This window comes from Paenimyroides aestuarii (assembly GCF_024628805.1).
GTDB lineage: Bacteria > Bacteroidota > Bacteroidia > Flavobacteriales > Flavobacteriaceae > Flavobacterium > Flavobacterium aestuarii_A.
Map to the genome: position 1 here is coordinate 1,450,923 of NZ_CP102382.1, position 12,695 is coordinate 1,463,617.

The 12,695-nt window shown below is 35.4% G+C and carries 14 protein-coding genes; 9 read left to right on the forward strand and 5 right to left on the reverse strand.

Annotation, left to right across the window (positions count from 1 at the left end; genetic code table 11):
* Positions 1 to 12 precede the first annotated feature (12 nt).
* Positions 13 to 480 (forward strand): hypothetical protein, encoded by a 468-nt coding sequence (locus tag NPX36_RS06890; RefSeq protein ID WP_257500670.1) that lies wholly within the window; start codon positions 13 to 15, stop codon positions 478 to 480.
* Positions 481 to 545: 65 nt separating this feature from the next.
* On the opposite strand, the gene NPX36_RS06895 is transcribed toward NPX36_RS06890, so the two are convergent.
* The 5 genes from NPX36_RS06895 to NPX36_RS06915 all read right to left on the reverse strand — a co-directional run bounded on the left by NPX36_RS06895 (position 546) and on the right by NPX36_RS06915 (position 5,381).
* Positions 546 to 1,328: an enoyl-CoA hydratase/isomerase family protein gene (locus tag NPX36_RS06895; RefSeq protein WP_257500671.1), complete on the reverse strand. Its 783-nt coding sequence runs from the start codon at positions 1,326 to 1,328 to the stop codon at positions 546 to 548.
* A gap of 13 nt (positions 1,329 to 1,341) precedes the next feature.
* On the reverse strand, positions 1,342 to 2,814 hold the full coding sequence (locus NPX36_RS06900) for a sensor histidine kinase (RefSeq protein WP_257500672.1): 1,473 nt from the start codon (positions 2,812 to 2,814) through the stop codon (positions 1,342 to 1,344).
* An 8-nt stretch (positions 2,815 to 2,822) separates the two neighbouring features.
* Positions 2,823 to 3,356 (reverse strand): CopD family protein, encoded by a 534-nt coding sequence (locus NPX36_RS06905; protein ID WP_257500673.1) that lies wholly within the window; start codon positions 3,354 to 3,356, stop codon positions 2,823 to 2,825.
* Between the two features lie 69 nt (positions 3,357 to 3,425).
* Positions 3,426 to 4,439: a ferrochelatase gene (gene hemH, locus NPX36_RS06910; RefSeq protein WP_257500674.1), complete on the reverse strand. Its 1,014-nt coding sequence runs from the start codon at positions 4,437 to 4,439 to the stop codon at positions 3,426 to 3,428.
* Between the two features lie 72 nt (positions 4,440 to 4,511).
* Entirely contained in the window at positions 4,512 to 5,381 is an 870-nt protein-coding gene (locus NPX36_RS06915) for a helix-turn-helix domain-containing protein (protein ID WP_257500675.1), read from the reverse strand.
* Positions 5,382 to 5,612: 231 nt separating this feature from the next.
* Between NPX36_RS06915 and hemA the strand changes: the two genes are divergently transcribed.
* From hemA to NPX36_RS06955, 8 genes are all read left to right on the forward strand, one after another.
* Positions 5,613 to 6,872, forward strand: coding sequence for a glutamyl-tRNA reductase (gene hemA, locus NPX36_RS06920; RefSeq protein ID WP_257500676.1), 1,260 nt, complete (start codon positions 5,613 to 5,615; stop codon positions 6,870 to 6,872).
* Entirely contained in the window at positions 6,865 to 7,788 is a 924-nt protein-coding gene (gene hemC / locus NPX36_RS06925; RefSeq protein WP_257500677.1) for a hydroxymethylbilane synthase, read from the forward strand. Before hemA ends, hemC begins: the two co-directional genes overlap by 8 nt.
* A gap of 1 nt (position 7,789) precedes the next feature.
* On the forward strand, positions 7,790 to 8,464 hold the full coding sequence (locus tag NPX36_RS06930; protein ID WP_257500678.1) for a uroporphyrinogen-III synthase: 675 nt from the start codon (positions 7,790 to 7,792) through the stop codon (positions 8,462 to 8,464).
* A gap of 76 nt (positions 8,465 to 8,540) precedes the next feature.
* Positions 8,541 to 9,566 (forward strand): uroporphyrinogen decarboxylase, encoded by a 1,026-nt coding sequence (hemE, locus tag NPX36_RS06935; RefSeq protein WP_257500679.1) that lies wholly within the window; start codon positions 8,541 to 8,543, stop codon positions 9,564 to 9,566.
* Between the two features lie 96 nt (positions 9,567 to 9,662).
* Positions 9,663 to 10,211 carry a transposase gene (locus tag NPX36_RS06940; RefSeq protein WP_257500680.1) on the forward strand — a complete coding sequence of 183 codons (549 nt, stop codon included), beginning with the start codon at positions 9,663 to 9,665 and terminating at the stop codon, positions 10,209 to 10,211.
* Between the two features lie 193 nt (positions 10,212 to 10,404).
* Positions 10,405 to 10,764: a hypothetical protein gene (locus NPX36_RS06945; protein ID WP_257500681.1), complete on the forward strand. Its 360-nt coding sequence runs from the start codon at positions 10,405 to 10,407 to the stop codon at positions 10,762 to 10,764.
* Between the two features lie 95 nt (positions 10,765 to 10,859).
* The gene (hemF, locus tag NPX36_RS06950) at positions 10,860 to 11,765 is read left to right on the forward strand and encodes an oxygen-dependent coproporphyrinogen oxidase (protein WP_257500682.1); all 906 of its coding nucleotides are present in this window, start codon (positions 10,860 to 10,862) and stop codon (positions 11,763 to 11,765) included.
* Entirely contained in the window at positions 11,753 to 12,691 is a 939-nt protein-coding gene (locus NPX36_RS06955) for a DUF4421 domain-containing protein (protein WP_257500683.1), read from the forward strand. Before hemF ends, NPX36_RS06955 begins: the two co-directional genes overlap by 13 nt.
* The last annotated feature ends 4 nt before the right edge of the window (positions 12,692 to 12,695 follow it).

Below are 12,695 nucleotides of genomic sequence, written 5' to 3' on the forward strand. Positions count from 1 at the left end.
ATATCAAAAAATATGAAAAAGAGCATTTTATTAACAGCTGTTGTAGCCGGATTGGTAGCATTTGCATCATGTAAAAAAGAAAACACCACTACAACCGAAACCACAATTGATTCGTTAAATACCGAAACTACTGTGACTACGGAAGATACAACAATGGTTGTAGATCCAGCGGTTCAAGCAGAGCTTGACGAAGCAAAAATGAAGTATGAAAAAGCCGAAGCAGACGTACAAGCTGCTATTGAAAAAGGCGACAAAAAAGCCGAGGCTGCTGCAATAAAAGTGCGCGATGAAGCTAAAAATTCTTGGGAAAACCTAAAAGAAGGAGTAAACCAAGCAGCAAACGACATGAAAGACGGTATTAACAATGCCGCTAACAAAGTAGAAGAAGGTGCCGACAAAGTAGGCCAAAAAGCAAAAGAAGTAGGTAAGGATGTAGAAGAAGGCTACAACAAAACCTTAGAAAAAATGAAAACAAACTAAATCATTGGTTTAGATATAAAATCCTGTATCGTAAAAAGATACAGGATTTTTTTGTTTTTTTTACTTTAATTTCCTTTAAAATCGGCTTTGCGTTTTTCTAAAAAAGCAGTAGTTCCTTCTTTAAAATCGGCTGTTCCAAAACAGTAACCAAAACGATCAATTTCGGTGTTAAATCCATTTACGCCATCTTTAAAGTTTGCATTCACTGCCTTAATTGCTTGTGTAATTGCCGTTGGTGAGTTTTTAGCAATTTTCAAAGCTAATTCTTGGGCTTTATCCATTAATTCAGGTTGTGCCACCATGTGGTTTATCAATCCAAAAGACAATGCTGTGGGCGCATCAATCATTTGTGCGGTCATAATTAATTCGTTGGCTCTGCCTTTACCAATAAGCTGAGGTAAGCGTTGGGTGCCACCATATCCTGGAATCACACCTAGTGTCACTTCGGGTAAGCCCATTTTAGCATTGTCTGATGCAATACGAATATGTGCAGCCATTGCCAGCTCTAATCCGCCTCCTAAAGCAAATCCATTCACGGCAGCAATCACAGGAGTTTCTAGATTTTCCACTAAATTAAACAGCAATTCTTGTCCTTTTCGTGCCAATTCAGATCCTTCGGATGTGTTAAAACTTGCAAATTCAGAAATATCTGCTCCTGCAACAAATGCTTTTTCACCCGAGCCGGTAATAATAATTGCGCGCACCTCTTTATCGCTTTCAAATTCTTTAAATGCTTGGTGCAGTTCTTCGATAGTTGCTTTGTTCAAAGCGTTTAATTTTGTGGGACGATTTATGGTAATGGTCGCCACAGCATTGTTTTTCTCTGTTAAAATGTTTTCAAATAGCATTATGGTATCATTTTTAATTAGTAATGGGTAATTGCACATAAAACGTGGTGCCTTTATCAATCATGGTTTCAAAGTGAATAGTACCACCGTAAGCTTCGATCATGTTTTTAATCATTGCCAGGCCAAGCCCCATGCCGCTTGTTTTGGTGGTGAATTTTGGTTCAAAAATTTTATTTTTTATATCGTTTGCAATTCCGGTTCCGTTGTCAGAAATGCTTATTAAAACCGCATCGTTTTTGCGCGCAACTTTCACCAAAATGCGAGGAAAAGGTTCGTATGATGGAATTGCTTGAATGGCATTTTTAACTAGGTTATTAATAATGCGAATAATTTGCGATTGATCAAAAACTGCTATGATTTCTTCTTCGGTAGATTGAAATTGAATAAAATCTTCGTTAAAAATATCCAAAGCCAATTGCACCACTTTCACCACATTTATTTGGGTGTTTTGTTGCGCCGGCATCGATGCAAAATTAGAAAATGCAGATGCTACGGCACTCATTGTATCAATTTGCTGCACCATGGTATCGCAAAAATCTTTTATTTTTTCGTTTACTTTTTCGTCATCTGGATTGAATTTTCGCTGAAAACTTTGCACCGATAACTTCATAGGTGTCAATGGGTTTTTAATTTCGTGGGCTACTTGTTTTGCCATTTCTCTCCACGCCATTTCGCGTTGACTTTGTGCCAATTTTTCAGCCGATTCTTCCAATTTGTCCACCATTTCATTGTAGGAATTGATTAAGGTTTCAATTTCGTAGGACGTGTTTTGTACTTTAATCTTTTCATTTTTTCGGTTGATGTTGGTTTTTTGGATGCGTTCGCTGATTAATTGAATGGATTTGGTGATGTAATTCGATAGAATATAGGCAAGAAATATCGCCAAAATAATTACAAAAATATAAATTTGACCAAACAGAATTAAAAAGCTGTTTAGTTGTTTTTCATAATACGAAGTTTCTTCGGCAACCGGCATGCTGATAATTCCCAAAGGTTTAAAACGACGGTCTTTTATATAATTATATGCAGAACGATAGGTGATTCCATCAATAATTCGCAAATCGGTAAAGCGTTTGGTGCTGGTGGTTTCAATAATTTTTAAAACAGTCGGCGAAATTTCTTCATTGTTCACTTTATCAACCACAAAATTTCCTTTCGATGTCATTAAAAGCTTTCCTTTTAAATCATAAATATTAATTTGTATGTTATGAATGGTAGAAAGTTCAAATATTTTATCCTTAAAAATTAAAGGTAAATTTTCGGTACAAACGGGTAGAGGAGTGGTTTGTAGAATAAAGTTCACATGTTCGTTTACGGCGTCTTCTTTTCGCAGCAATCGATCTTGATGATAGTTACGCGCTTCTTTTTTAAATTGATAAATAGTAACCATTGCAATTAAAACAGACGAGATGATGGTAAGAAAAATCATGGCTATGAAAATTCTTACCTGCAACGACGTTCTTTTTATACTGAATGGATGCGCCATGAAACAAACTAGCTTTTAGTGCGTATTTTTTTATAAAATTTAATTCCCAGCATAAGTAGTAATGATAAACCAATAATGCCCACTACACCAAAAATCCAATTAATTGCACTTTTTAAAATTACTAAAAAAACTACTGAAAAAAGGATTATAGTGGCACCTTCGTTCCAAATTCTGAAAAACGAACTTGTTTTGGTTAGGTTTTTATTTTTGATTTGAGTTACAAATTGTTGACATTTAAAATGATACAACCAAAGTAGCAAAACAAAAAGCAGCTTTACATGCATCCAAGGCATCTTCAACAACGATGCATTTTCGATAAGCATCCACACGCCAAAAATAGTTGCTAAAATAGCAGACGGAAACGTGATGATGTACCACAATCTGTGGGTCATTATTTGGTATTGATTGGAAAGAATTTCCTTTTCAACTGTTGGTTTCAATTGTGCTTCTGCATAATATACAAACAGGCGCACAATGTAAAAAAGTCCGGCAAACCAGCAAACTACAAAAATAATGTGTAAAGCCTTTAAATACAGATACATAGAATAAAATTTGTTTTGGGTTCAGGTTTCAGGTTATTACCGCTTTTTAAACTTGAAACCTGAAACCGTTTATTTACTAAAATCTTTAATCCAATTGGCTACTACACCACACCATTCGTCTTCATCGTTCAAACAAGGAACGGCAAAAAATTCTTCACCTCCATGCTCTTTAAAATCTTCGTTAGCACGCATGGCAATTTCTTCTAAAGTTTCTAAACAGTCTGCCACGAAAGCAGGCGTTACAACCGCTAATTTTTTAATTCCTTTTGCAGGCATTTTGTTGATTTCCACATCGGTATAGGGTGTTAACCATTTGTCACCAGCCAATCTGGATTGAAAAGTTTCACTGTATTTGCCCTCAGGAATTCCCAGCAATTTAACCACTTGTTTGGTGGTTTCAAAACATTGGTGACGGTAGCAAAATTCGTGTGCAGGCGAAGCGGTGTTGCAACAAGAACCATCAATTTTGCAATGCGATTTGGTTACATCAGTTTTGCGGATATGGCGTTTTGGAATTCCGTGGTACGAAAACAATAAGTGGTCGTAATCATATCCTTCCAAATGTTTTTTAATAGAATTTGCCAAAGCTTGAATAAAATCGGGTTTGTTGTAAAAAGCGGGAACCTTGGTCAATTTCATTTCCGGGAATTTGGTAGCAACCAATTCATCAGCCAAAGCCCAAATAGTGGTGGTTGATGCCATGGCGTATTGCGGATACAGAGCTAAAAGCATCACATCGGTCACTCCTTGTTCTTTTAGTTCTTGCAAGCCTTTTTCAATAGTCATGGTGCCGTATCGCATGGCTAAAGCAACGGGAATGTCCACTTGTTTTTTCACCTTTTCATGCATTCTTTTAGAAAAAACAATCAAAGGCGAACCTTCATCGGTCCAGATTTGTGCATAAGCATGCGCCGAATTTTCGGGACGCTTTCTTAAAATAAAACCTCTAACGATTAAAGCCCGCAACAGATACGGAACATCGATCACATATTTATCCATTAAAAATTCGTCTAAATATGGCTTTACATCTTTCGGTGTTGGACTTTCAGGCGAACCTAAATTTACTAATAAAACTCCTTTCATTTCTTTGTTTTTATAATTTAGCTTTGTTAGATTTTAGAACTTAGGCAAAGCTTTTTTACATTTTTTAATTTATTAATTTGCGGTTAACGACATTAAATATTTTTTAGGCGTTGTGCCAAATTTTTTCTTAAAAGCGGCAATAAAATGGCTGGCAGTGCTGTAACCTATGCGAATGCCCACTTCGTTTACATTATAGGTGCCGCTATCTAATAGTTTTCGGGCATATTCCATTTTATAATCAAACAAAAAACCATAGACGGTATCGCCATAAACTTGCTTAAAGCCTTGTTTCAATTTTTTAATATTCAGTCCAATTTCATCGGCAAGCTTTTGCAGAGTGGGTGGTTCAGCCATATTTTTAATGAGGATATCTTTTGCTTGTTTAATCTTCATAATTTCTTCTTCATCGGTTTTAAACGGGCAGCTTTCATCTTCTTCCCCTTCGGGCTTATTGAAAAGCAGACTTAAAAGTTCGTAAACCTTTGCCTTATAGTACAGTTTTTTTACCGATGAATGTAGGTTAAAATTCATTATTTGATACAAAACCACTGCCATAGACGGTGTAATACCGTTTTGGGCATAATGCTTTCGGTTGATGGTATCTTTATTTAAAAAAGGAATAAATTCTGCTTCAGTTGAAAAAAGACTGTGAAATTTTTTAATCGATATTATAATTGAAATAATCCATGAATGGGGCTGAAGTTCCAAGTAAATCGGTAAATTTTTTTGCGGATTATACAGTGTTAAACTATTTTCTTCGTTCACCGGCATGGCATAAGAACCATTGTTAAAAATAAACTTACTGCTGCCTTTCAACATAAAATGAAATTGCAACACTTCATTGCCCACATCTTTGGTAACTATCTGTAAATTATCGCTTTCGTTCTTTAAACGGATGCAGATAAAGTCATCTTCTAAAATAACATCTTCTTGAGTACTCATAGCGTTATTTTTATTTTTATTAGACAAACACAACTCGAGATTATTTTATTTAGAATAGTTCTAAATATAGATTCAAAATAATCGTTTTAACACAGCAAATGTAAGCCTTTTTAAGAAAAGTACCGCAATGTTAGTGTAAAAATAACTCAAAGGTTATAATTAGTCCTTTTAGCGTTATTTTAATTCAAAGGAAGCCTGTAAATTTGTAGCACTTTAGTACAAAAGTAAAGAATGAAAAACAACAACGATATAAAACCGTCGCATTTTTATGTGGTTGGGTTAAGCTATAAAAAAGCCGATGCAGAAATGCGAGGCAAATTCAGCTTAAGCGAACAAGCAAAATTAGATTTGTTGGCAGATGCCCACTTACAGGGAATTTCGTCGGTTATGGCTATTTCTACTTGTAATAGAACCGAACTATATGGTTTTGCAGAACATCCTTTTCAATTGATTTCATTATTGTGTGCGCACAGCAGTGGAACTATTGACGATTTTCAGCGTGTTGCTTATGTGCACAAAAACAACGAAGCCGTTTCGCATCTTTTCAAAGTGGGAACAGGTATGGATAGCCAAATTTTAGGCGATTTTGAAATTATAAGCCAAGTTAAAACCGGTTTTATTGCCGCACGGGAAAAAGGATTAACCAACAATTATTTTGAACGATTGGTAAATTCGGTAATTCAGGCAAGCAAACGCATTAAAAACGAAACCGAAATAAGCACAGGTGCCACTTCGGTATCTTTTGCTTCGGTTCACTATATTTTGAAGAACGTTTCCAACATAAAAGACAAAAATATTTTATTGTTTGGAACTGGAAAAATTGGTAGAAACACTTGCGAAAATCTTGTAAAACATACCAAAAACAGTCATATTACGTTGATTAATCGCACCAAAGACAAAGCACAGAAAATTGCAGGCAAATTTAACTTAATCGTAAAAGATTATGCCGATTTGCAAGCCGAAATTCAAAATACCGACGTGTTGATTGTTGCCACAGGTGCTCAAAACCCTACCATCGACAAAGAACTGCTTAATCTAAAAAAACCGTTGTTGATTTTAGATTTATCCATTCCAAAAAATGTGAATGAAAATGTTTTGGAAACAAACGGCGTGGAACTGATTCATCTAGACACTTTATCGCAAATGACCGATGACACCTTGGAAAAACGTAAGCAATATGTGCCGCAAGCCATGGCTATCATTGAAGAAGTGAAACACGAATTCATCACTTGGACACAAGCCCGAAAGTTTGCTCCGACCATTCACGCCTTGAAAGCCAAATTGGAAGAGATGAAGCAAAACGAATTAAAATACCACAAAAAGAAAATAAATAATTTTGATGAAGAACAGGCAGAACTGATTACAAGCCGCCTTATTCAAAAAATCACCACACATTTTGCCAATCATTTAAAAGATGATGAAACCGAAGTGGACGAAAGCATCGAATGGATTGGAAAAGTGTTTCAATTAGAATCTTTACAAAATGACTAAAACCATTCGAATTGGAACCCGCGACAGCGAATTAGCCCTTTGGCAAGCACACACCGTACAAAAAAAACTGAACGATTTAGGCTATAAAACAGAAATTGTAGCAGTAAAAGCCGATGGCGATATTATTTTGGATAAACCTTTGTACGAGCTAGGGATTACTGGAATTTTCACAAAAACCCTCGATGTTGCCATGATTGCTGGTAAGGTTGATATTGCGGTGCATTCCATGAAAGATGTGCCTACTGTTTTGCCGCAAGGCATTGTGCAAGCCGCTGTTTTAGAACGTGCAAACATTTTAGATATTTTGGTTCATAAAGGTTCGCTAGACTTTTTAAACGAAAACGGAATCATTGCCACTGGAAGTTTGCGCAGAAAAGCACAATGGTTAAACAAATATCCCCAACACCAAGTGGAAGATCTGCGCGGAAATGTGAATACGCGCATGCAAAAATTGAAAGATAACCCGTGGAACGGAGCTATTTTTGCGGCGGCTGGTTTGGAACGAATCAATCTAAAGCCTACCGAATTTGTTAATCTAGATTGGATGGTTCCTGCACCCGCACAAGGCGCTATGTTGGTTGTAGCTATGGAAAATGACAATTATACTTTAGATGCTTTGGTTCAATTAAACGATATCGAAACCGAAATTTGTACACACATCGAACGGCAGTTTTTGCGCACGCTAGAAGGTGGTTGTACAGCACCAATTGGCGCTTTGGCAACATATAATGAAGATGAAGATGCCATTGTTTTTAAAGGAAATTTACTTTCGATAGATGGAAAACAGAAATTCGAAATTGAAAAAACCGTTCCGATTAATGAATGGAAAAAATTAGGATTTCTTGCTGCTAAAGAAATTTTAGAAAACGGTGGAGAGCAGTTAATGAAACAACTTCGAGAACAATTGAAAAAGTAAAATGAAAACCAAAATCTGTGTTTTATCAACCAAAAAACTTCAAAGCAATCAAAAACAATTTTTGCTAAATGCTCGTTTTTCGGTCATTGAAGCAGATTTTATAAAGATTTCATTTGTTCCGTTTCAGTTAAAAACCATTCCAACTTTATTGCTATTCACCTCGCAAAATGCCGTAAAAAGCGTATTGCAGAATGAACATATCGAAAATTTGAAAGAAATTCCAGCAGTTTGTGTAGGCTCAAAAACCAAAGAATTGTTACAAAAAAATGGGTTTAAAGTATTGGAAAATGAAGAATATGCAGCAGATTTAGCACCAATTATTCAGCAGAAATATCACTTGCAACAAATAGCTTTTTTCGCCGGAAATTTAAGACGAGATGTTTTGCCAAATGCCCTGAGAAAAAGCAATATTTCTTTTGAAGAATACACAGTATATCAAAACTTAGCAAATTCAATTGAAATTCAAGCCAAAACTGATGCATTGCTGTTTTTTAGTCCGTCTGGTATTCACAGTTATTTGCAACAAAACACCATAGAAAATCAAACTTGTTTCTGTATTGGCACTACAACTGCGGCGGCTTTGAACGGAGTCACAAACAATATCGTAATTGCCAATAAGCAAACGGTAGAAAATGTGATTATTCAATGTATTAATTACTATAACAATAAGCTTTAGGCAGAATGCCTTAAGCAATTTAATACAAACAATTTGGCTTGAAGCATACAGCTTAAAGCCTAAAGCTAAATAAAAAATGATAAAAAACGATTTATTTTTACGAGCATTAAGAGGAGAAACCGTAGAGCGTCCGCCAGTTTGGATGATGCGTCAGGCGGGGCGTTACCTTCCAGAGTTTATGGAGATAAAAGCCAAATACGATTTCTTTACACGTTGTCAAACACCAGAATTAGCAAGTGAGATTACCGTTCAACCCATACGCCGTTATGGGATGGATGCGGCCATATTGTTTAGTGATATTCTTGTTATTCCTCAAGCGATGAATATTGAGGTACAAATGAAACCAAATTTTGGTCCGTATTTACCCAATCCTATCCGTACACAACAAGACGTAAACAATGTAATTGTACCCGATGTTACCGAAGCTTTAGATTATGTGTACCAAGCGATAAAAGCAACCAAAGAAAAGCTTAATGACGAAATTCCGTTAATTGGTTTTGCTGGTTCGCCATGGACAATCTTGTGTTATTGTGTACAAGGACAAGGCAGTAAAAATTATGATAAAGCCAAAAGATTCTGTTTTACAAATCCTGTTGCAGCGCATCAATTGCTTCAAAAAATCACAGATACAACCATTGCTTATTTAAAAGAAAAAGTAAAAGCTGGTTGCAATGCGGTACAAGTGTTCGATTCTTGGGGCGGAATGTTATCGCCTGATGATTATCAAGAATTTTCATGGAAATATATCCAACAAATTATCGACGCCTTAAAAGACGATGCGCCTGTTATTGCTTTTGGTAAAGGTTGCTGGTTTGCGTTAGATGTTATGGCAAAGTCTGGTGCTTCGGCACTTGGTGTAGATTGGACGTGCTCGCCTAAAAACGCACGCTACTTAACTGGCGGAAACATTACGTTGCAAGGAAATTTTGACCCCACACGTTTATATTCTTCACCAGAAAAAATCAAAACCATGGTAACAGATATGATCAACCAATTTGGAAAAGATAAATACATCGTTAATCTCGGGCACGGTATTTTACCAGACATTCCTTTAGAAAATGCAAAAGCATTTATTGATGCGGTGAAGGGGTATAAAGGATAGATATCCTGCAAGGTTTTTAAAACCTTGTAGGTGTCGTGTATATATAAAAAGCCTACAAGGCCCGTAAGACCTTGCAGGGTGAAAAATGACAATGAAATGAAATTAGAAACATTAGAAAAAGGATATTGCTATCATATTTACAATCGTGGTATTAACAGTTGTAATGTCTTTTCTAATGATAAAAATAAACTGTATTTTTTAAGCCTTCTTAAGCGTTACCTAACATCAGTTGTTACTGTTTTTGCGTATTGTTTAATGGACAATCATTTTCATTTAGTTGTACGAATTGATGATAAAAGTCTTGCAAGTCAAAGTTTTTCTAATTTATTCAATGCATATGCAAAAGCGTACAATAAAGAACAAAACAGGACAGGTAGTTTGTTTGAAAAGCATTTTAAAAGAGTGCAATTAAAAGATGATAAGTATTTAAAAAATCTGATTATTTATGTACATCTTAATCCGTTGCATCACTTGAATCAAGATTACACACAATTTCAATTCTCCTCATATCGCAGTTTTTTATCAGATAAAGCAACACAATTAGCAAGGAATGAGGTAATAGAAATGTTTGATAATATTGAGAATTTTGTGTATTGTCATTCCTCAAAACAAGAAATTTTGACCGAAATTTACACATTGGAATGATCTTATAAGGTTTCACAAACCAAGTTGATAAAAATAATGAATACATGCAAGATTGAAAATACAAAGGGATTTATTGATGCGATGAAGGAGTATAAAGGATAGGCACCCTGCAAGGTTTTCAAAACCTTGTAGGTATCAGATATATAATAAACCTACAAGGTCTTAAAGACCTTGCAGGACAAATAATAAAAAAATGCTCACAAGTAAAAAAGACGAAACCGAACAACGCTTAAACTCGATATTGCAAAAGCTGTCGGGCATTACCTTTGTGCCCGAAAATTGGAACGAAGCTGTTTTTTGGACCACTTTAGAAGAGACAGGATTGTCTAAAGTCGATGTATTGGAAAAAGAAGAAAATTTATTTTTTCAGCAATTGATCGATTTGCAATTTCCTTGGGAACACATGGAAAGATTGGCTGATATTTTAGTGGCTTTAGATGCCAAACAACCCAATCAAATATTAAAAGAGCGCGCCAAAAATTTGTATCAATTCATACAAAACGAAAGCAAAATGTTTTCTTTTGAAATTATGAGTAAGATGACGAAATTATAAAAAAATCCTGCAAGGTTTTTAAAACCTTGTAGGTATCCAGATATAAATAAACCTACAAGGTCTGAGAGACCTTGCAGGACTAAACACCACAAACCATGAAAAATAAATTCTACACCTATATAAAAAACCTTCAAGACCAAATTTGTAAGGCATTAGAAGATACTGATGGCAGCGCAAAATTCCGTGAAGACCTTTGGGAACGCCCAGAAGGTGGTGGCGGACGAACACGTGTGATTGAAAACGGAAACGTTTTTGAAAAAGGCGGCGTAAATATCTCAGCCGTTCATGGGAAATTGCCAGAAAGTATGCAAAAGATGTTCAACGTGGGTGAAGCCGATTTTTTTGCCTGCGGGTTAAGCTTGGTCATTCACCCTAAAAACCCGATGGTTCCAACGGTTCATGCAAACTGGCGTTATTTTGAAATGTATGACGATGCCGGAAATGTAATTAACAGTTGGTTTGGTGGCGGACAAGATTTAACACCTTATTATTTGTTTGAAGAAGATGCCACACATTTTCATCAAATTTGTAAAACCGCTTGCGACAAACATAATCCAGAATTTTATCCAAAATATAAAAAACAATGCGACGATTATTTCTGGAATGCACACCGAAACGAAGCACGCGGAATTGGCGGTTTGTTTTTTGATTATTTAAAAGCAAACGATCAAATGTCTATGAACGATTGGTACAATTTTGTAACCGAAATAGGGAATAGTTTTTTAGCGTGTTATGTACCAATTGTCGAAAAAAGAAAAAATTTACCTTATACCGAAGCGCAACGAACTTGGCAAGAAATCCGTCGTGGGCGTTATGTAGAATTCAATTTGGTTCACGACAAAGGAACACTTTTCGGACTAAAAACCAATGGAAGAATCGAAAGTATCTTGATGAGTTTGCCGCCGCACGTTCAATGGATTTATGACTATCATCCAGAAGCAGGTTCAGAAGAAGAAAAATTAATCAAAGTGTTAGAAAATCCTAAAGAATGGATAAATTAATTTGGTTTTGTCTCTTTTTGCTTTTTTCATTACGTGTTGTTGCTCAGAATGATACATTGAATACTTACGCCGTTTCGTATGATGAAAAAGTGGTGTCAAGTATCACTTATCAAAACAATTCTAATAGTTTTTTAATAAATTATCAAGATGAAGAGGGTGGTTATGCGGCAAGTTTTACACCCAATACACAACAAAAGATTGTAGCAGGTTTAAGTTATAAATTGATTGATATTTCAATTGGATTTACACCAAATTTTTTAAAAACAGATGCCTCAAAATTAGAATCAAATAATTTTAATTTAGGCTTTCGGTTCAATTATAAAAAATGGTATCAATCGGTAACGTTTATCAATCAAAAAGGGTTCTTTTTAGAGTATAACGATTCAGAAAAATTTTATTTGCCACGTTTTCGCTCTACAAAGTTAGGAGGAACAACTTCGTATGTTTTTAACGATAAGTTTTCTTTCAAAACCTTGTTCAATCAAAATCAATGGCAACAAAAAAGCGCAGGTAGTTTCATTCCCAATTTTTCTGTATATTATACCAATCTAACATCAAAAGACACATCAGATCATTTACACATCGACATCTATACTTTTTCGTTGGCACCATCGTATTATTACAACTGGGTTATTCATGAAAATTTTTTGATTTCCGGCGGATTATTGGTTGGTGCGGGTGTGAATGTCGCTAGTAACGAAGCCATTATTATGTATGAAGTATCAACAAATATTAAACTGGGGTACAATACAGATGCCTTTTTTGCATATTTCGGATTGAATAGTACCAATTTTTTTCAAGAAGAAAATCAAAATAGATTTTTTGATTCATTTGCAGAGTTTAAATTAGCAGCTGGCTATCGATTTGATCCACCCAAAAAGGTAAAAAAAACGTATGATGATATAACCCGAAAAATTGGGTTTTAATTTA